The organism is Mammaliicoccus stepanovicii (assembly GCF_002902525.1).
Taxonomy (GTDB): Bacteria; Bacillota; Bacilli; order Staphylococcales; family Staphylococcaceae; genus Mammaliicoccus; species Mammaliicoccus stepanovicii.
Map to the genome: position 1 here is coordinate 1 of NZ_PPQZ01000027.1, position 19820 is coordinate 19820.

17 protein-coding genes and 2 pseudogenes are annotated in these 19820 nt (G+C 31.0%); 7 read left to right on the top strand and 12 right to left on the bottom strand.

Translation table 11 applies throughout. The features are described 5' to 3' along the window. The first annotated feature begins 59 nt into the window (after positions 1-59). The 7 genes and pseudogenes from CD111_RS05425 to qoxD all read left to right on the top strand — a co-directional run bounded on the left by CD111_RS05425 (position 60) and on the right by qoxD (position 5983). Entirely contained in the window at positions 60-494 is a 435-nt protein-coding gene (locus tag CD111_RS05425; RefSeq protein WP_095088736.1) for an RrF2 family transcriptional regulator, read from the top strand. Between the two features lie 123 nt (positions 495-617). Further along, a pseudogene (locus tag CD111_RS12735) lies at positions 618-914 on the top strand (immunoglobulin-like domain-containing protein); the annotation flags it as partial. A gap of 180 nt (positions 915-1094) precedes the next feature. Then, positions 1095-1520 (top strand): annotated as a pseudogene (locus CD111_RS12740) (immunoglobulin-like domain-containing protein); the annotation flags it as partial. A 462-nt stretch (positions 1521-1982) separates the two neighbouring features. Then, positions 1983-3098 (top strand): cytochrome aa3 quinol oxidase subunit II, encoded by a 1116-nt coding sequence (gene qoxA, locus CD111_RS05435; protein WP_095088740.1) that lies wholly within the window; start codon positions 1983-1985, stop codon positions 3096-3098. Then, the gene (gene qoxB, locus CD111_RS05440) at positions 3098-5092 is read left to right on the top strand and encodes a cytochrome aa3 quinol oxidase subunit I (RefSeq protein WP_095088742.1); all 1995 of its coding nucleotides are present in this window, start codon (positions 3098-3100) and stop codon (positions 5090-5092) included. The genes qoxA and qoxB overlap by 1 nt, the downstream gene beginning before the upstream one ends. After that, entirely contained in the window at positions 5085-5693 is a 609-nt protein-coding gene (gene qoxC / locus CD111_RS05445; protein WP_095088744.1) for a cytochrome aa3 quinol oxidase subunit III, read from the top strand. The genes qoxB and qoxC overlap by 8 nt, the downstream gene beginning before the upstream one ends. After that, the gene (gene qoxD / locus CD111_RS05450; RefSeq protein WP_095088746.1) at positions 5690-5983 is read left to right on the top strand and encodes a cytochrome aa3 quinol oxidase subunit IV; all 294 of its coding nucleotides are present in this window, start codon (positions 5690-5692) and stop codon (positions 5981-5983) included. Before qoxC ends, qoxD begins: the two co-directional genes overlap by 4 nt. Before the next feature lie 118 nt (positions 5984-6101). Here qoxD and CD111_RS05455 read toward each other — a convergent pair whose 3' ends face one another. The 12 genes from CD111_RS05455 to CD111_RS05510 all read right to left on the bottom strand — a co-directional run bounded on the left by CD111_RS05455 (position 6102) and on the right by CD111_RS05510 (position 19436). Further along, entirely contained in the window at positions 6102-6383 is a 282-nt protein-coding gene (locus CD111_RS05455) for a hypothetical protein (RefSeq protein ID WP_095088748.1), read from the bottom strand. 160 nt (positions 6384-6543) lie between these two features. Continuing rightward, positions 6544-7869 carry a glycosyltransferase gene (locus CD111_RS05460; RefSeq protein WP_095088749.1) on the bottom strand — a complete coding sequence of 442 codons (1326 nt, stop codon included), beginning with the start codon at positions 7867-7869 and terminating at the stop codon, positions 6544-6546. Between the two features lie 13 nt (positions 7870-7882). Further along, positions 7883-8797 carry an ABC transporter ATP-binding protein gene (locus CD111_RS05465; protein ID WP_095088750.1) on the bottom strand — a complete coding sequence of 305 codons (915 nt, stop codon included), beginning with the start codon at positions 8795-8797 and terminating at the stop codon, positions 7883-7885. 1 nt (position 8798) lies between these two features. Then, entirely contained in the window at positions 8799-9983 is a 1185-nt protein-coding gene (locus CD111_RS05470) for a glycosyltransferase family 4 protein (protein WP_095088752.1), read from the bottom strand. A gap of 13 nt (positions 9984-9996) precedes the next feature. Continuing rightward, positions 9997-10809 carry an ABC transporter permease gene (locus CD111_RS05475; RefSeq protein ID WP_229726501.1) on the bottom strand — a complete coding sequence of 271 codons (813 nt, stop codon included), beginning with the start codon at positions 10807-10809 and terminating at the stop codon, positions 9997-9999. A gap of 18 nt (positions 10810-10827) precedes the next feature. After that, positions 10828-12816 (bottom strand): hypothetical protein, encoded by a 1989-nt coding sequence (locus CD111_RS05480; RefSeq protein ID WP_095088753.1) that lies wholly within the window; start codon positions 12814-12816, stop codon positions 10828-10830. Then, on the bottom strand, positions 12809-13525 hold the full coding sequence (locus CD111_RS05485) for a hypothetical protein (RefSeq protein WP_095088755.1): 717 nt from the start codon (positions 13523-13525) through the stop codon (positions 12809-12811). Before CD111_RS05485 ends, CD111_RS05480 begins: the two co-directional genes overlap by 8 nt. Before the next feature lie 11 nt (positions 13526-13536). Continuing rightward, positions 13537-13905 (bottom strand): hypothetical protein, encoded by a 369-nt coding sequence (locus CD111_RS05490; RefSeq protein ID WP_095088757.1) that lies wholly within the window; start codon positions 13903-13905, stop codon positions 13537-13539. Continuing rightward, positions 13898-15034, bottom strand: a complete 1137-nt coding sequence (locus CD111_RS05495; RefSeq protein WP_095088759.1) for a glycosyltransferase family 4 protein — start codon at positions 15032-15034, stop codon at positions 13898-13900. The genes CD111_RS05490 and CD111_RS05495 overlap by 8 nt, the downstream gene beginning before the upstream one ends. Before the next feature lie 9 nt (positions 15035-15043). Further along, the gene (locus CD111_RS05500) at positions 15044-17569 is read right to left on the bottom strand and encodes a glycosyltransferase (protein WP_095088761.1); all 2526 of its coding nucleotides are present in this window, start codon (positions 17567-17569) and stop codon (positions 15044-15046) included. Beyond that, the gene (locus CD111_RS05505) at positions 17566-18138 is read right to left on the bottom strand and encodes a hypothetical protein (protein ID WP_095088763.1); all 573 of its coding nucleotides are present in this window, start codon (positions 18136-18138) and stop codon (positions 17566-17568) included. Before CD111_RS05505 ends, CD111_RS05500 begins: the two co-directional genes overlap by 4 nt. Positions 18139-18149: 11 nt before the next feature. Further along, complete coding sequence (locus CD111_RS05510) at positions 18150-19436, bottom strand: nucleotide sugar dehydrogenase (RefSeq protein WP_095088765.1); 1287 nt, start codon at positions 19434-19436, stop codon at positions 18150-18152. Positions 19437-19820 lie beyond the last annotated feature (384 nt).

Consider the following 19820-nt stretch of genomic DNA (forward strand, 5'->3'; position numbering starts at 1 on the left):
ACACTATATTTTATACGTATATTTGAGTATAATTAGTATATTAAAGGAGGAATCCGTAAATGAAACTTACTCAGTATACTGACTATTCATTAAGAGTTCTCATGTATCTCGCCCAACAAAATAAACAATCTCAAATAGAAGAAATTGCAAATTTCTATGATATATCGAAAAACCACCTCACTAAAATTGTCCATCAACTTGTAAAATTAGGATATGTTAATTCAGTAAGAGGGAGAAATGGTGGCATCTCACTTAATTTAAGTCCGGATGAAATAAACATCGGTTCACTTGTTAGAAAAACAGAAGAACACTTCGAATTAGTTGAATGTTTCAATATGGAAACAAATACTTGCCCCCTAGCCTCACATTGTGGATTACAAATTATCCTCAACAAAGCTTTACAAGAATATTTATTAACATTAGATAAATATAGCCTCAAAGATATCTTACCTAAAAATACACAAAATGGTACACTTTATACCCCTTCAATATAGATATCGGTCTAAAGGTCGATGTAATTGTGACAAGATTACGATAATATTTGAATAAATAAGGTAATAAAGTATCGCAAATGGTATCATACCTTATAACTTACAACAAAGGAGTACATAATTATGATGAATAAATTATTACAATCATTAACAGTGCTAGGTGTTTCAGCAACTTTAGTTACACCATCATTAACTGCTCAAGCAACGGGAAATAGTCTTCCTCAAATTAAAGGTGTGGAAGGTGACGTAGTAGAAAAAGGCGCAGATTATGATTTACTTAAAGGAATTAAAGCTTTTGATAAAGAAGATGGCGACTTAACAAAAGATATTAAAGTTACTGGTAAAGTTGATACTTCAAAATTAGGCAAATATAAAGTTCAATATAAAGTAACAGACTCTGATGGAGCATATAGAACGAAATGGCATTATGTTTATGTTGTTAAAGAAGGTTCATTAAATGGTTCAAAAGATAAAGCACAAGATGATAAAACAACTAAAAACAAAAAACCTGAAGTAGCTTCAAACAAAACTACTTCTAAAAATGATTTAGATAAGAACATGCCACTTATCACAGTTCCTACTAAAGACCTAGTTTATCAAGGAGATAACTTTGACCCAATGAAAGGTGTTAAAGCACTTGATAAAAAAGATGGCGATATTACGAAAAAAGTAACGGTTAAAGGTGAAATCGATACATCTAAAACAGGCTTACAATATATTACTTACCATGTGAAAGATTCAGATGGCTATTACTATACTTATAAACGTGGCGTATATGTAAATGATGCAGACCTTTCACCTAAACCAGAATTATCAGGTGTTAAAGATGTAACAATTAATAAAGGTAACTCTTTCGATATAATGAAAGATGTTAAAGCTAAAGATCGTTCAGGTAAAGATTTAACTTCTGAAATTGTGACTAGTGGCGAAATAAACACGAACAAACCTGGCGAATACAGAATCGGTTATGCAGTATCAGATAAAGACGGACATATTGCAGCTTATGGTAGAACAATCACAGTAAAATAAAATCAATTTAATAACGTAATAAAGCATATCACTTAACTGATTGTTCAGTTTTAAAGTGGTATGCTTATTTTTGTTTCAATACAGAATTCTTCATCTAATTAAATTAATTACTGTAGTTACTAAATATAAAAAATTTATCAACTTCTTATTATTATCAAAATGTTGCCATATCGATTATAATTGACATAATATTCAAAATTATAAATTTTATTCAAGTTATTATTGCAACAAATTAATCACAAAATATCACTTTTTTACCATTTTCGAATTTTTAAGAACAAAATTAAAAAATACACAAAAATTTAACATTTAGTGAGAACACCGTCATATCAAAGGAATGACAGAGGTATAACTGAAAATAACGCTTTCAGCAACTTTCATCGTCTTGTAAATATGGCTAAATCCTTTAAAATTAACTTCTAGCCATATATATAGGTATATAAATATTGGGAGGTAAAAAACGTGGCAAAGTTAAAGTCAATGCTTCTCATGTCAACATTAGGTATATTACTTAGTGGTTGTTCAAATTTAGAAGTATTAAACCCCAAAGGACCCATGGCAGAAGATCAACATTTTTTAATTATCTTTTCAATTATAATGATGGTTTTCATTGTCGCAGTGGTCTTAATTTTGTTTTTAGTATTTATTGTTAAATATAGAAAAACAAAAAATGCAACATCAGGTTCAATGCATCACAATTTTGTTTTAGAGGCAGTTTGGTTTATTATTCCTGTTATTATATTAGTGATATTAGCTGTTCCAACAATTAAATCACTATATTCTTATGAGGAACCACCTAAATCAGAAGAAGATCCAGTTGTAATTTATGCTACAAGTGCTGGATTTAAATGGATATTTAGCTATCCTGAAGAAAAAATTGAAACTGTGAATCACGTTACAATTCCTGAAGGAAGACCAGTGTTATTCAAATTACAATCAATGGATAACATGACTAGTTTTTGGATTCCACAATTAGGCGGTCAAAAATACGCTATGACAAGTATGACGATGGATTGGTCGTTACAAGCCAATGAGACTGGTACTTTTAAAGGTAGAAACTCTAACTTCAATGGTGAAGGTTTCTCAAGACAAACATTTAATGTAAACTCTGTAAGCCAAAAAGATTACGATAAATGGGTTTCAAAATCACAAAAACGCAAAACAATTGATCAAGATACATTCGATCATCAATTATTACCAACAACAAAGAATCAAGAGCTAACGTTTAGTGGCACACATCTAGCATTTGTAGATCCAGCTTCAGATCCGGAATATATCTTCCATGCATATAAGAGGTTCCGTTATGAGCCGAAAGACCCTAACTTCTATGACGAAAGTGAAGGCGTAACTGAAAAGCCAGTATTACCTGGTAGAAAAGTAACAGTTACTAACCCTAACTATGAGCGTCATGGTATGAAGCCTATGATTCTTAAAAATAACGAAAAATATGATAGTGGATTCAAAAAAGAAGAAAAACATCATATGGACGAAATGGAAAAAATTCAAAAAGACGCTAAATCTGACGATGAAAAGAAAGATAAGCAGTCTTCTCATGAAAACCATGGAGGTGACAAGTAATGAATTTTCCATGGAAAGAATTTATCGTACAAAGTGACTGGATGATCACTATGGCACAAGTACTACTTGTTTTAACAGGTATATGTGTCGTTGGTGGACTCACTTATTATAAGAAATGGACTTGGTTATATACTGAATGGTTAACATCAGTCGATCATAAGAAAATCGGTATTATGTATATCATTTCAGCAATACTCATGTTCTTCCGTGGTGGCGTAGATGCGATGCTTATTCGTCTACAATTAATGACACCAGACAATACTTTACTAAAATCACAACACTATAATGAAATATTCACAACTCACGGTGTTATTATGATTTTATTTATGGCTATGCCATTTTTAATCGGATTAATTAACGTCGTCGTGCCTTTACAACTTGGTGCGCGCGACGTTGCATTCCCTATGTTAAACAACTTAAGTTTCTGGTTGTTTGCAGCAGGTATGGGATTATTTAATATTTCATTCGTACTTGGTGGTGCACCAGCTGCAGGTTGGACAAACTATGCGCCACTTGCAACTGACTTCAGTCCTGGTACTGGTGTAAACTATTATTTAATAGCAGTTCAAATTGCAGGTATTGGTACATTAATGACAGGTATTAACTTCTTTGTTACTATCTTAAAATTACGTACTAAATCAATGAAATTTATGCAAATCCCAATGTTTTCAATGACAACATTAATCACATCACTATTAATCATCTTAGCTTTCCCTATTTTAACGGTTGCACTTGCTTTAATGACATTTGACCGTTTAATGGGCACACACTTCTTTGAATTAGCTGATGGTGGTATGCCGATGTTATGGGCTAACTTCTTCTGGGTTTGGGGTCACCCTGAAGTATATATTCTTGTATTACCAGCATTCGGTATTTACTCAGAAATTATCCCTACTTTTGCACGTAAACGTCTGTTTGGACATCAAAGTATGGTATGGGCAATTTGTGGTATTGCATTCTTGAGTTTCTTAGTTTGGGTTCACCATTTCTTCACTATGGGTAATGGTGCATTAGTAAACTCATTCTTCTCAATTTCAACAATGCTAATCGCAGTACCAACAGGTGTGAAAATATTCAACTGGCTGTTCACGCTTTACAAAGGTAGAATTTCATTTGAATCACCAATGTTATTTGCTTTAGCATTTATCCCTAACTTTACACTTGGTGGTGTAACTGGTGTAATGCTTGCAATGGCAGCAGCAGATTATCAGTATCACAATACTTATTTCTTAGTGGCACATTTCCACTACGTAATTATTGCTGGTGTCGTATTTGCTTGTTTCGCAGGTTTAATATTCTGGTATCCAAAAATGTTTGGATACAAATTGAATGAAAAAATTAATCAATGGTTATTCTGGACATTTACACTTGGATTTAACATTTGTTTCTTACCACAATTCCTACTAGGTTTAGATGGTATGCCAAGACGTCTATACAAATATGTACCAGAAGATGGTTGGTTCTCATTAAACTTTATCTCAACTATTGGGGCATTCTTAATGGGAATCGGTTTCTTAGCACTTGTTTGGAACGTAGTATATAGTTACGGTAAAGCAAAACGTGAAACAACTGGCGACAACTGGGATGGTTTAGGTAGAACATTAGAATGGGCTACTTCTTCTGCTATCCCACCTCACTATAACTTTGCTATCACACCAGAATGGTATGATACTGAAACATATGTAGAAATGAAAGAACAAGGAAAACATTACACAGACAACAAAAATTATAAAGATATTCATATGCCAAATAATACACACATAGGATTCTGGATGGCTGTTTGTTTCTTAAGCGGTGGATTCTTCCTAGTATTTGAAACATATGTTCCAGCGATTATCTTCGGTGTTGGTATACTAGCTTGTATGATTTGGAGAAGTTTCCAACAAGATTACGGTTATCATATACATGCTGAAGAATTAGCTGAAAATGAAGAAAAATTACGTAAATTACGTGAAGAAGATTTAGAGGTAAAGGAGGACAATAAAGATGAGTAAAGAACAGCACCAAACAATTGATACTGTTAACGAAACAGGACAATTAAATAAACTCGGATTTTGGGTCTTTCTTACCGCTGAAGTAGCGTTATTCGGTACTTTATTTGCAACATTCTTAGTTTTACAAAAAAGTGGTTCTTTCGGTGGATTTGAAACACCTGAACTTTTTGAATTACCGCTAGTTATGATTATGACATTCTTATTATTAGTAAGTAGTTATACTTGTGGTATCGGTGTACACTACATGCGTAAAGAAAATGTAAAAATGATGATGGTTTGGATGTTTATCACCTTGTTACTTGGTGCTGGATTCGTTGGCTTTGAAATTTACGAATTTGCACATTACGTACAAGAAGGCGTTACACCACAATTAGCATCATTCTGGTCAGGATTCTTTATTCTACTTGGTACACATGGTCTCCATGTTACTGTAGGTATTTTCTGGATTACAGGTGTTCTTATTCAAATAGCAAGACGTGGATTAAACGAACATAATGCACCAAAAGTATTTATTGGAAGTTTATATTGGCACTTCCTTGATGTTGTATGGATCTTTATCTTTACACTAGTTTACCTTGTAGGGATGGTGAGTGGATCATGAGTAAAACAGTCTTAACACATACAATCGGATTAATCTTTTCTATTGTATTAACATTGTTAGCAATTTACGTTATGTTATACACTGGCATGACACTACAAGTTAGAACATCAATTATTATAGGATTTGCTTTTATACAAGCACTAGTTCAATTATTAATGTTTATGCACTTAACAGAAGGTCCAGATGGACGTGCAACTGCATTTAAAGTACTATTCGCAGTGATTATTACACTTTGTGTTATAATCGGTACTTATTGGGTTATGGTTGGTGGACATAGTTCACACATGTAACTAAGATTATAAAAAAGAGGACTTCGCTATACGCGAGGTCCTCTTTTTTATTATGTTCTAAGGCGCTTGTCTATCTTTATAAAGAAAATAATTTCTCTATATCGTTATAGAATGTTGTTTATAAGATCAGGTTTTCAAACTTTTCACTTATATCTTTAACTTTATCTTGATTACCGATTTCTCGATAATATAGAATGGCTTTTTGGTACATTTCAATCGCTTTTTTTCTATTTTTCATAGATACATATATACTTGCGAATTGGTTGAACCCGTCTCCCATAATTTCAAAATCATATCTCATTACATTTGCTTCAATATCTCTTAAAAGCATCATGCCATCTCTATCATTTCCCGCTTCTATAAAATTACATACCCGTTTTATTCCTTTTTCTATGTACATTTTATTAATAACTCCTTTATAACAGATCTTTATTAATTAACTTATCTATTGTAATACCTCCAATTATAAAATACAAGTTGTGAACTAATTTCAAGAAATTAATTGTGTATTATAAAAAGGAACATATTATAAATATGCTCCTACAAATTTATTATGCTTATTAAATTTGTTTGATTTGAAAATCTGCACTGGATAAAGGTGCGTGTAAGTTATATATATCTAAAAGTTTTGCCTTCTCATTGTTCCAATTATATATTTCTTTTGCTCGTTTAGTATTTTCACTGAACGTTTCTCTTAACGTTTCATTTTCTACTATTTTGTTAACTGCTTGTGCTATTTCACTACAATTGTGCGAGTCCACAACTAAACCCGTTTCAGTATCGCATACAACTTTCTTAATTTCTGGGAAATCACAACTGATAACAGGCACATGCGCCATCATATATTCGAATAATTTATTTGAACTTGCTGAATAATGATTAAAACAAATATTCTGCAGTACTTGAAAACCGACATATGCCTCTCTAGTGTACGATGGTAGTTCTTGAAAAGGAACTTTATCTAAAAAATGAATCCTGTGATACTCATTCGATTCTGCTGCCATTTTCTTTAAAGGCTCTGTTAATTTACCTGCTCCAATAAATAGTAAGTGACCTTGTTTAATGTCGTCCATTGCTTTTATTAATAATTCTAAACCTCTACCTTCTTGTAATCCACCTTGATAAAGTAAAATTTTCTCGTCTTTAGGAATACCTGCTAATTCATGTAGATTTATTTTGGGTTTAGTATTTATATCGAATTTTTCTGAGTAATTATAAAGTGTTTTCGGATAAAATCCATAAATTTTTTCGTTATATTTAGCTCTTGTATGATTTTCAACAATCATTTGGTCTACAAATTTAATCATAAATGATTCAATTAATTTAATCTTTTCTTTGTTATATCCCGTTCTATCTGATTGTACTTCATGGCTATCATATATAAGTGGCTTCGGTTTGAATCTTAGTTTTGAACAAATGATAGCTTGTGGTAATGTATTTAAATCATTCGCATGGTAAATATCAGCATTCTGAATATATCCTTTTGCTATCATTCTCGTAATTATCGCACCATTTACAAACCATTTTCTTAATTTACGTACTTTAATCAAACTAGCACCAAGTAATAGTGCCATTAAGTAAGCTGCCATTATAGTAAAACTCAAATAGAATAGTCCAGGAATAATCGCAATTTGTACACCAGCAACTATCAGTAAAAACTTCTTTCCATGATCTTGATAAGCTTGTAATATCCAAGGATATCGCTTAACTCTATGAACTTTAAAGCGATCTGTAATCTGCTCAAAACTTTCTATCATTGGATTTTTCGGATCATTAATTGCAATTAAATCGACATGATATCCACTATCCGATAGTGTTGTACATTCTCTATTTACTCTCGCATCATTTGTAAAATGATTCCAAACAAACATTGTCACCTTTTTCATAATTGAATACTCCTTATAATCCAATTTGAATTTTTATCATGATGATAAATGCTGCAATTAACAAAGTTAAAACACTTAACGTGCTAAATGGAACTTTTTCATTTTCCAACTTAATCATTTCACTACCACGTTTTTGTTGTAACTGCATCATTTTCCGTTTATATTGCAATTGTCCTTCTTTATTACGTGCTTTAAATCCTCTAATAAATGTATTATATCTTGCAACGACATGATTCACTTCCCCATATTCGATGAGTTCCCCATAATGAATCCACATCGCTTTATCACACATACTTTTAATTTGTGATGCTGAATGTGATACGAAAAATATAGTTTTACCTTGAGTTTGAAGTTCTCGCATTTTGACAATACATTTGTTTGAGAACGTTTCGTCACCAACTGACAAAGCCTCATCTACTATTAATATGTCTGGGTCCGTATGAATTGCGATTGCAAAGCCTAATCTTGACTTCATTCCGGATGAATAAGATTTAAGTGGTTGAAAGATGAAATCATCTAATTCACTAAAAGCAATGATATCATCGATACGCTCATTAATCTCCGTTTGTGTCAGACCGTGCATAAGACATTTATATTGTATGTTTTCTATACCTGTAAATTCCGGATTTAACCCTGCACCGATAGCAATCAATGAAGGTTGCTGTTCTGAATATACTATACCACTCGTTGGCTGAACAACACCACCTAATATGTTGGAAAGTGTGGATTTACCGGAACCGTTAAGTCCTATAATTCCGACAGAAACACCTTGCTCTACTTCAAAATCAATATTATAAAGTGCATAAAAAGGTGATGCTTTATAAAAATTGCCAAATGTCAAAAGAGATAATAATTTTTGTTTTTTGTTTGTATTCAGATCATATACTTTTGAAATATTTTCACATTTAATTTTATAAGGTTTTGGCATGTTACATCTCCCCTTTTAAAAATTTCTCTAACTTTACAATATTAGATTCCCATAGCAAGTTATCATTTCTGAAATGTTTTGTATTTTGCTGTAATTTTTCGTATTGTTTTCTGTTGTTTTTTAAATATTCGATTTCTGTTAATAATGCATCGACTTGTGCGTTCTCAATCGCAATTCCGAGTTGTTCGTTATTAATCATTTCATTTGCATGTCCCCCAATGTTTGTCACTGGTAATGTACCAACACCTATCGCATCCGTGATCTTACCAGGTAACACACTCAAGAATATGTCATTGCCTTCAAGAATAGATAATGATACATGACATTTACTAATTTCAGTTAAACAATCTTGACGAGACATTGCAGGTTTAATTGTTACATATTTCAATTGCGCTACTGACTTTCGAAATTCTTCAGCTTTAACACCATATATAATCATCATGACATTTATGTGTTGATCATTTAAACTTTTCGTAAGTTGAATAATTTTCGATAAATCTTGTGCGTATCCAATGTTACCTGAATATATTACAGTAAAGTCATTGTATTTTTGCATATCTTTAATTTCTTCTTTTTCAAGTCCATTCGGGATGAATTTTATTGGTTTATTTGTTCTTAATTGATTTCTAATATGCGGTATAAATGATTTGTTATTAACAACAATTTTATCAGCTGCATTATACATTTTTGTTTCTAGATATCTTAGTAGAGGCATGAGAAACGTAATATTAATGCCTTTAATTTGATCAACGCTATCTGGCCATAAATCTCTAATTTCTAAAATATATGTCAAATCTTTCTTTTTAAAGAATAAAGTAGCCCATGCAAGAAATATATTTGGCGATGTAACATAAACACAATCATAATCATCTTTATGTCTATTCAAAAATATTCTCAACTTTATATACTGCTCAAAATAATATAACAAGCGGTTTATGATTATTTTATTTTGTTTTTTGCCTCTCATAATCAATCGAATGATTTTATAACCTTCATATTGATTTAACATTTCATCATCAAAGTAGCTCCTATCTTCAAAAAGAGCCTGATTAGGATATGTTGGTTCTGTCGTAATAACAGTCACATCGTGCTTTCTTTTGATTAAATGTTTAAATATGACTTTCATTCTATTCGCTGCAGAACCTAGTTCCGGATAAAAATTTTGTGTAATCATAAGTATTTTCATATTTATTACCTTCCTAGAGGTAGTCTAATAATTTCTTTTTAAAATGTGTATGAACGATTGCACCAATTAAGAGCACAATCAATGTGAATATCCAAAAATATACATGATCATGCCACTCACCATAAGTATTCGCACTTCCATGTACAAATGCTAATCTATAAATACCAACTAAGTAGCCAAGTGGATTTAAACTTACGATATGTTTTAAGATACCTTGTGCTTCTTCCATTGCCCAAAATATTGGCGTCATGAAAAATAGCATTCTTATAATATTTTGTAATAAGTTTTTAGTATCTCTCACTATAATAACTAACGTACTCATAATTAACGATATGCCAAATATAAGTACGACTGAAGCCACTAAAAAGTATAGAAAGTATAAATAATGCCAGTATGGTACATAACCATTCCAAACTGAAATAACAAATAAAATGGATGACGTGATTACTAAATTAATGACATTATTCGTTAAGGAAATAGAAATAAACACCGATGATGGAAATTTCATCTTCGACAACAAACTCATATTACCCATTATCGCATTTGCACCTGCATTAATTCCTTGAGATAAGAATAACCAAGGGAATAAGCCAGAAATTAAATGTATGATAAAAGGCACACCCACCACCATACTATTTCCGCCCCCTCTAAGTCCTAATCCAAATACGACATAATATACGGACAGTTGTAACAAGGGCTGAATAATATTCCAAAAAACACCTAAATAATGATTGGCATATTCTTTTTTCATACTATAGATTGCGAGTTTATATATTTTAGGTATGTTTTTAAATTGTTCAATTATAATAAGGATTAATTCTCTCAATGTTATGACCTTCTAGCATTAATTAGTTGGAATACGTTTGTTTATATTGTTTTCAATTTTTCTAAATCCATCGATGAAGTGTTCATAATCTGTCACTTCTGTTTTAATGATATTGTTGTCTTTAGACATAACACTATCTTTCTCTACAAATGCCCAAATGTTACTTCCACTTCCTTTATAGTCACTTAACTTAGAAGGTATATATGGATTTACATTTTTAATTCCTTTTGTATGGGCATCATATAGGATAAGTGCATCGAATTGCGTCGTTATATTTAAAAACTCATAATAACCTACATATGGCGCTAGCTTTATATACTTTCTGAAATCACTTCTTTGATGCATTAGCCTTACTTGCTTTGTGATATTCGTAAAGCAATGTATTCTAAAGTTTTCTACACCTTTATGTGTTAAATATTTACATAGCAATTCTATTTCTCTAAAACCTCTTGTTGAATAAAAATTGCCAAAATATCCTAGATTGACCATTTCAGGAAATACTTCATATGCTGTTATATATTGATAATATTCATGACTATTAGGTGTTGGATGTCTTGAAATAATTGCACGTTCTTTCACTGAGTTTCTAATTACATCAGACTCAAACCTTTCTAGCATATACTCTAATTGGTGCGCATTAGTAAATATAAGTTCATCAGCATGTGAAAATGCCATTAATTCACAACAATTAAATACATTGTCATCTACTAATTCGCGATATTCAGGTTTCAAAGTTTGTTTTATTCGTTCAATATAAGCTTCGTCCTTTATTGGGCTATATCTTACTTCACTCGTTACCGTTGAATGTAATGGATCTGAAAACTCAGCCCTCCAATTAAGAGTCGGTTCAGTCAATTTAATTTCATAAGCTAAAAAGTGTGATTGTGGAAACATCGCTCTTGAATATATAGTTTGATAGGATTTAGTTGTGTTGTTAAACATGTCTAGACCTTCATCCATGAATCCTTCTATACTTTCCCAGCTTGAGAAAGCTTGTTTTGCTTTTAATAAATAATGAGCATCGATGTACTTTTCACTTATTTTAGTTAGCTTTAAATCTTTAGAACGAATTCGTGACATATCATTTGAAATAACATCACAAATTTCTTGTTCCTGTGCAATTCTTTTGGCCATGACGTTACCACTTGTATCCATAAATGGTGGAAAACAATATGCAATAACAAGTGTAGTGGCTTTACCTTGATTGATCTTGGCGTAATTAAATACTTCAAATTGCTGATATATTTTATTTAATATTTCTTGTTCTTCGTTCTGGTGTGTTTGTATGTAGTTGTTTAATAAATCTATCAATTGATTTGCATAAAAATGCTTATAAACATCAAATGATTCATGGTGAATTTCTTTATAAATTGATTCAATTGTTCTTAATACTTCATCAACCTCATCAGTATGTTTAATGGCGTTTAAAGATTTTGCAAATGCTGTTTTAAGTTTTATAACACTTACACCAGCTGTACTGTTCAAACAACTTTCTACAAATGTTAATGCGTATTGATCTAAATTATAATTCAGTGGTAATTGTTTGAGTAAAAATGTCGGTATATATGCTTGATTGTGACAGACATAAACAATTTTTGAATATGGATTTAACTGTTCTTTATCTAACTGTTCTATAGATGATATTTCTGTTTGAATACTTACATATGAGTAAGACACAAATTTCAATGCCGCGCGTATCGAGTTTAATATGTTCATATTTTCTTGGAAAATAAATCTTGCATGAGAAGATTGAATTAGGTTTTGGAATATCTCAGATTCAAGTATCTCTTTGTTCGTAACAATATAAATGACTTGGTCTACTAACTTCTGGTTAGATAACAATATTGATTGATCCGTTTTCTCATCTAACACTTGGATTAAAGATTGTCCGGGTATTTCTTCGCCTTGTGACTCCAAATTACTCAATATACTATATTTATTTGTCATCGGCTTTTCTTTTAATACTCGAGATTCATAAGGTTCTATTTTTTGAAGTGTTTTAGTCATATTTAGTCACCTTCATTATCTTTTTAATCCCTTTTTTTATCCTTTGGTTATTTACAAAACTTTGTGCTTTCTTTAATTCATTTGCAGATTTTAATAGCTTTTCATTTTCTAACACGATCTTCTTATATTTCCACGCTGACTTTTTAAATTTAATAAGTTGTGTAGCAAAACCTTGTCTATCTTTAAATGTTTTTAAATAACACCCATATAAAGTTTGATAATCATTTAATAATTGTTTGTAATGATAAAGCAATTGATTATAACTTTCATGTGTATGTTGTGCGTACTTTGATAATTGTGGTTGAATATATAATTCAAAATCATTATTATCATTAATAGAATATCGTTTCGGTAAAAACTTTAATTCTAAAACTTCATTTTCATTTTCGATATAATTCAAAGTCATTACATTTGTGACGTTTTGTATCCATTCTATGAGATTTAATCTAACGATATCAGGTGTATGCAATTTAATATCTACACTCACATTTGAATGAAGAGATTGAATAACAGACAACAATGCATGAGCATAGTTCTCATTGAATTGTGATTTAATCTGGATAATAACTTTGTTAACATGGTGATCTTTAGTCAATTCATCAAGTAAACGATCATAAGAAATTAACTGGTGATGCTGTTGAATATCAAGTTGAATAATGGTCTCTTCTGATATGACATTTATAATTTTTGAAATTTGGATATGATACAAATTTAACCCTCCTATCGTTCATGAACCTTGACAGATACAGATTCTGTAACCTTTTCTTCACCATTTTGTTGAACAAATCCTTTAATAATATATTTTCCAGGCATTAACTGAATGATGAAATTATTTTTTTCTTGGTACATGAATTTTTCGATTGGTATTGAACTGCCTTTTTCATATACATATACTGCATATTTCATATGTTCACCTGAACTACTGATAATGACCTCAATTAATTGAGTATCTATTTGTTTAGCTTTCATATTATCAATTCGTAATGTCGCAGGGTTATTGTCTAATAAGGCTTGAGTTTCAAGCATCATATCTTCAATTTGCAATTCCAAATATTGATAAGCTTTTTTATAATCTACCGCTTCAGTCATCTAAAATCACCTCTAATTCTCTTTTTATCACGACTTGTTTACCTGTCTTTAGTTGAATATCAACGCTTGCATTTTCACTTAAAAGTAAAAATATGTCTGGATTTTTAATTAATATATCTATATATTCAACCATTTGTTCCACATTATCTCTTTGTGCTAATAAACCTGTTCTTTTATGCTCTATAAATTCGCTCACGCCACCTATATCATTAGATACTGTGACTAAGCCTGAGCTCATAGCTTCATTCAAAGAAACACCTTGTGAATCATGACGTGTTGGGCCAAGATATATCCCTGCACGTTCATGTAAATATGTAATCTCATCTTGCGGTACAAATTGTTTATGGCAAGTTACATTTTTAAAATGTTTAATGGGTTTCGTAATAGAATCAAAAAGCGGACCATCTCCATACAAATCAAATGTTAATTTATTAAAATATGCCTTCGATTTTAATTGTTTAATCACTTCTACCGTAATATCATTTGCGTAGTTCTTTGCAGTAAATGGACGAATAGAAATAATATTAAATCGACTTTCAGCATCTTTCTGCTTATAAGGAAACATTTCTGCATCGACAATATTAGGAATAATATTATAATTTTTAGGACTGACACCGACGTTAGGATCTACATATAACGTTTTAAATGCATTTGAAACGTAAATAAATTGTACATTTATATCGTTTCTCGTCATAAGATGTCTTAAAAATTTGCGTTGTTTGTCAAAGTAATCATCTTTTTTTTGTAACACGGCATCTAAATTCTTTTTACTGGATAAGAAATTATAATATCTCGTATACCATGTTTCAGCTTCAAATCCGTGTAACCAAACGACGATATCCGGTTTCGTTTCTAAATGTTCAACAGCTGCAAACATCTTATAATTGATAAAATGAAATAATAATTTTGTATATGTATTATATGTTAGATGGTTGAAGAGCTGCGCCTCATCCATATACATAATATGTACACCATCATATATTTCATCTTCTTTTACTGCTGTAGTAAATACTACAACTTTTACATCTAATCCATTTTCCTTATATGCTTTAACTCTTCTATGAATAAATGCATTTGCATAGATTTTATGTTTATTAGGATATGTGTTGGTGATTAATAAATATGACATGATGAACACTCACTTTTCTAATTGTTTAATTGCCGCTTCTAGTTCATTATCTTTCGGTCTTGGAAAGTTATCATACAAATGATATAACTTTAAAAATGATGTCACCGCGCGCTCTTTATTATCTCTCACTTTATTAAGTCGGGTTAAATACCAGTTTTTCATATAGAAGTTAAATCTAACTTTCATGTATGTATCCATATATTTATGCTTTTTCAAAAATTGGATACGTGCAGTTTCCATGATTAAATATTTATCAAAAAATCGATTTGAAATGCGATTTGTAACACTTGAGCTCACAGCTGCATAATAAACATGTACAGTGCTATCTATGATTTTGGCTGTTTTTGCAAAATGCATCATTTCTAGAAAGAATAATGAATCTTGACCAATAGCACCGTCTACCATTTTTATTTGATGATCAATTAGTAATGATTTTTTGACAATCATTGCTTGTATGCTAGCTGTTTTCAATCCAGTAACTTTAAGCATTTCAACTGTATTTGTAATATAATCTGTATGCATTTTATTTATGACATGTTGATAATAATGATGTGTCACTGTATTTTCTTCATTGACTTTCAACATATTCCCGACCACAATATCTAATGTATTATCATCTCTTATTTCTCTCAATAAGTCATTGATGCCTGTCCCTATCCACTCATTATCAGGATCTAAATACGTAACATATGGCGTAGTTGCATAATCTAAGCCGATATTTCGTGGCCTAGATGCACTACCCGAAGCAGTTTCTAAATGGACAACTTTTATAAAATGAAATAGTCTTTCTATACGATTCAATTGTGCAATCGTATATGTATCTGTTGAGCCGTCATTGACTAATATAATTTCAAAATAATTTAAATCAGGATTCCTCAATATCGATCTTAAACATTTATGTTCAAGATGACTGCCATTGTTATATACAGGTATAATAATGCTTAATAATTTTTCTTCATTTGTACTATTTAGAACAAATGGTTGTTCATCTACGAATGTGTCCATTATGCTAAAGCCTTTATTAATCGAATTTCCTTGCTTAAATAGCGTAAGCCCTCGATCATTATACTTATCTGTATAATCGTAATCTGTCACGCCTTTTGTAATAAAATCAGCATCAACGTATTGAAATGCACTCATTAAATCTGCTAAGTAGTCGGCTTCGTATACATGTTCAGTGAAATAAGTATAGTACGTTGAATTTATCGTTTCTCCATGTTCAACCACCGTTATATTAGGATATGTTTGCCAATGTGCATCCATTCTTTCAACATCTGTCGTCACAATTGTAATTTCAGGTTGTTGAATTGGTTCTATAACCTCATTTAAGGTATTTAACACCTCTTCCATAAAGTGGACATTTGTATAATGACACATCATGTTTTGTATAGATTGTGCGCGAGCTCTTTCTAACAATGATGAGGGTAAATTAAATGTACGTTCAACATCTACTTCTTCAAATATCATTTGAATTTGAGGAAATGTGTTATTAACGAACATATTATAATTTGAAAATAAAAACGAACCCATCGCCTGTAGTTCGAAATTACGATTTGCACACATCGTTTCTGAATATTTAATCGTATTTAAGTTCAATGAAAATGGATATTTCTTATGCAGTTTCATTAATATGTCATGGTCTACTTTAGGCACAATATACGGTACATAAAGTGCCGGAAAGTGGTATTGATCTTCATCAAGATAAAAATTTCTATCCACAATAGTGAAATACGATGGCGAATTTACAACACCATTGAATAATAGCTTTCCATCCTGACATCTTTCTTGATACTTCTTCATCCAAGAACCTGCAAAAATAACATTTCTATTTGATAGTGGTTGAATATTAATTGGATGATGTACATGTGGATCTATTGGAAATTGCAATAATTGCACAGGAATATGAGGATACTTATCTTGATAGTTTGGTATACTCCCCTTATCTGTCGTAAAGATGAATTCAGCTTCTCCAGCAATTTCTTCAAAAATTCGAAAATTTATTGGGTCCTCTTTAGAAAAGAAAATCACCGGTATATTTTTTGATTTACAAACACTAATCTTTTCAATTAATCGATTGTATATCGTACTTCCAACATTAGTAATTCCTTGCCAAGTACCATCAAGACCTTTCCATGTAGATACAACCATAAAAACATCTATATCCCTTATTTCATCGTCTATCGATATATAATTTAAATTGCACGATGACTTTAATGATTTATACAAAAATTCATCACATATAATACCGATTTTTTTGTTAAAGTAACCTTTACGATTTAAATTCGTTTCAGATATATCTTCAATATTGAATAATGATTTGTTATTAGCGCTAACTTCTTTTTGATATTGAATATAATCCTTGAACATATTGTCTTGATTAATTTCACTTCCAACTGCATAACTATGTTGATTAATACGATTTAAGTAATGATTTAATTGGAGTTGTTGTGATTCCAAATTCTTCTTATCAACATTGTATCCTTCAAAATGACTGATAGGACGCTTTAACTCTCTTATCCATTCTTGAATTTTCATTTCTTAGCCTCCCATACTTTAATTTGCATAGAACCTAATTTTGAAGATCTTAAATTTTGATAAGATTTGAGTAACTTTTCATAGTGATTTGTTAAAGTTATATATTGATCCAACGTATCGATAGATCGCCCTAATAACTTATGCAAACTTTCTTTATAAACTTCGTTTCTCACAATATTCAGCTCATAAAAATGTCGCATCAACACTTCTTCTATGTTCTGATCGTCTACTTCATTTAATATAGATAAAACACTATTTTCATTTAATATGTGTGTCAGATAATTTGAATTCAAACTATAGTAATGATTTGGTATATTAGAATAAATCAACAGCTCAAAATCATCGATGTTTGCGATATATGTTTCATTGTTATCCATTAACATTAATAAACGGTTATTTAAATGTCCTGTAACATAATATTTATGAAATTTTTTTGCAAATTTACTAATATGATTACATTCTTGATTGTTATAGAGGGGAATGTTTTCACATGCTGTAAATACACAACATCCTTCCAAACTACTTTGTATCATTTCTATATGATGATCCTGTACCAATTGAAATTTCATTTAAACCACACCTATTGTACTTTTAATTTCATTTTATTTTCGATTTCAAATTTGAATAAATTACCGTAGTTATAGTATTTTGTATCTTTGAAATTATTCTTCACTACATTTTTAGTATCTAATATAATTTTGTCTTTCATCGTACTAAAGTCTTTATCTTCTAGAGCTTTAAATTCTGAATGATCACTTAGTATTAACACGAGTGACGCATCTCTTACAGCTTCAGTAATATCTTTTTCAACAAAATCTAATTTAACGTGTGGATCATAAGTAGTAATTTCAAAATCAGTATTATTGCGTAAATCATTATAAATATCAAATGCAGGTGACTCTCTCACATCATCTACATCACCTTTATAAGTTAAACCAAATACGACTATTTTATGACCACCTAAATGATTGATTATTTTTTTAGATTCATTAATAACGTATTGAGGCATTGCACGATTGATACGTCTACCTTCTTGTATTAAAGTTGTTGTCTCTGGATCTTTCGCAATAATGAAATATGGATCAACTGCTAAGCAATGGCCACCTACACCAGGTCCCGGTAAATGAATATTAACTCTTGGATGTTTATTTGCCATTTTAATAACTTCTAATACATTAATATCCAAATGATTACATACCATCGCTAATTCATTTGCGAGGGCAATGTTCAAGTCTCGATAAGTATTCTCCATCAATTTACTCATTTCAGCTGTTTTGGCATTTGTTTCAATCATTTCACCTTGAACGAATGCGCCATAGATTCTTTTTCCAGCCTCAATACAATTTTCAGTGATACCTCCAATAATTCGATTGTTATGAATCAATTCATGTAATATCTTGCCTGGTAATACTCTTTCAGGACAATGTACTAAATAAATATCTTCTCCAATCTTGAATCCTTGGCTTTCTAAATATGGCTTAACATGATCGTCCATTGTTCGTGGTGCAATAGTTGATTCAACAATAACCGTATTTCCTTTTTCTAAAAATGGAACGATGGATTTAACTGCGCCCATTACAAGTGAGATGTCACAAGATTCAAATTCATCATTATTGTTAGGTGTTGGTACAGCTATGATAAAAGCATCCGCCTTCTCTGGTGTTAAACTTGCTCTAAATTTATTTGTTGCTAAAACTTCTTCATAAACATCTTGTAAGCCTGGTTCTTCTATATGAATTTGTCCTTGATTTAACTTTTCAACTGCTGATTGATTAATATCAACCCCTAATACGTCTACGCCGTGCTTTGCGAACATAATCGATGTCGGTAATCCAATGTATCCTAATCCAATTGTAGTTAATTTCATATTATATCCATCCTTTAAAATCAAATTGTTAATCTATTACGTTGTTAATGTTAAATATATTGTAACTTTTATGAAAGGAATAAACAGGTTATTAACTAAGACTTAAGACTATGTTTACACGAGTTTATTAAACTTTACAGAAGCTACACAAAAGGAGAAAAATAATTTAAAAATATAACTTCAAAAGAGAAAAATTCCAAATTCTATCTTCTTGTAGATTAACTTCCACGTTATTTCATGACTTTGCCTATTTCGTGGATTAATTACAGACTTATTCCATGACTTGCTCCATTTCGTGGATTAATTACAGACTTATTCCATGACTACACCTATTTCGTGGATTAACTTCCACGTTATTCCATGACTTTGCCTATTTCGTGGATT

Coding starts and splice junctions, on each gene's coding strand:
- qoxB (WP_095088742.1), top strand. CDS start 3,098: ATGAATTTTCCATGGAAAGAATTTATCGTACAAAGTGACTGGATGATC.
- CD111_RS05500 (WP_095088761.1), bottom strand. CDS start 17,569: ATGAAAATTCAAGAATGGATAAGAGAGTTAAAGCGTCCTATCAGTCAT.
- CD111_RS05510 (WP_095088765.1), bottom strand. CDS start 19,436: ATGAAATTAACTACAATTGGATTAGGATACATTGGATTACCGACATCG.
- CD111_RS05455 (WP_095088748.1), bottom strand. CDS start 6,383: ATGTACATAGAAAAAGGAATAAAACGGGTATGTAATTTTATAGAAGCG.
- qoxD (WP_095088746.1), top strand. CDS start 5,690: ATGAGTAAAACAGTCTTAACACATACAATCGGATTAATCTTTTCTATT.
- CD111_RS05495 (WP_095088759.1), bottom strand. CDS start 15,034: ATGTCATATTTATTAATCACCAACACATATCCTAATAAACATAAAATC.
- CD111_RS05470 (WP_095088752.1), bottom strand. CDS start 9,983: ATGAAAATACTTATGATTACACAAAATTTTTATCCGGAACTAGGTTCT.
- CD111_RS05490 (WP_095088757.1), bottom strand. CDS start 13,905: ATGACTGAAGCGGTAGATTATAAAAAAGCTTATCAATATTTGGAATTG.
- CD111_RS05460 (WP_095088749.1), bottom strand. CDS start 7,869: ATGAAAAAGGTGACAATGTTTGTTTGGAATCATTTTACAAATGATGCG.
- CD111_RS05425 (WP_095088736.1), top strand. CDS start 60: ATGAAACTTACTCAGTATACTGACTATTCATTAAGAGTTCTCATGTAT.
- CD111_RS05480 (WP_095088753.1), bottom strand. CDS start 12,816: ATGACTAAAACACTTCAAAAAATAGAACCTTATGAATCTCGAGTATTA.
- qoxC (WP_095088744.1), top strand. CDS start 5,085: ATGAGTAAAGAACAGCACCAAACAATTGATACTGTTAACGAAACAGGA.
- CD111_RS05505 (WP_095088763.1), bottom strand. CDS start 18,138: ATGAAATTTCAATTGGTACAGGATCATCATATAGAAATGATACAAAGT.
- CD111_RS05465 (WP_095088750.1), bottom strand. CDS start 8,797: ATGCCAAAACCTTATAAAATTAAATGTGAAAATATTTCAAAAGTATAT.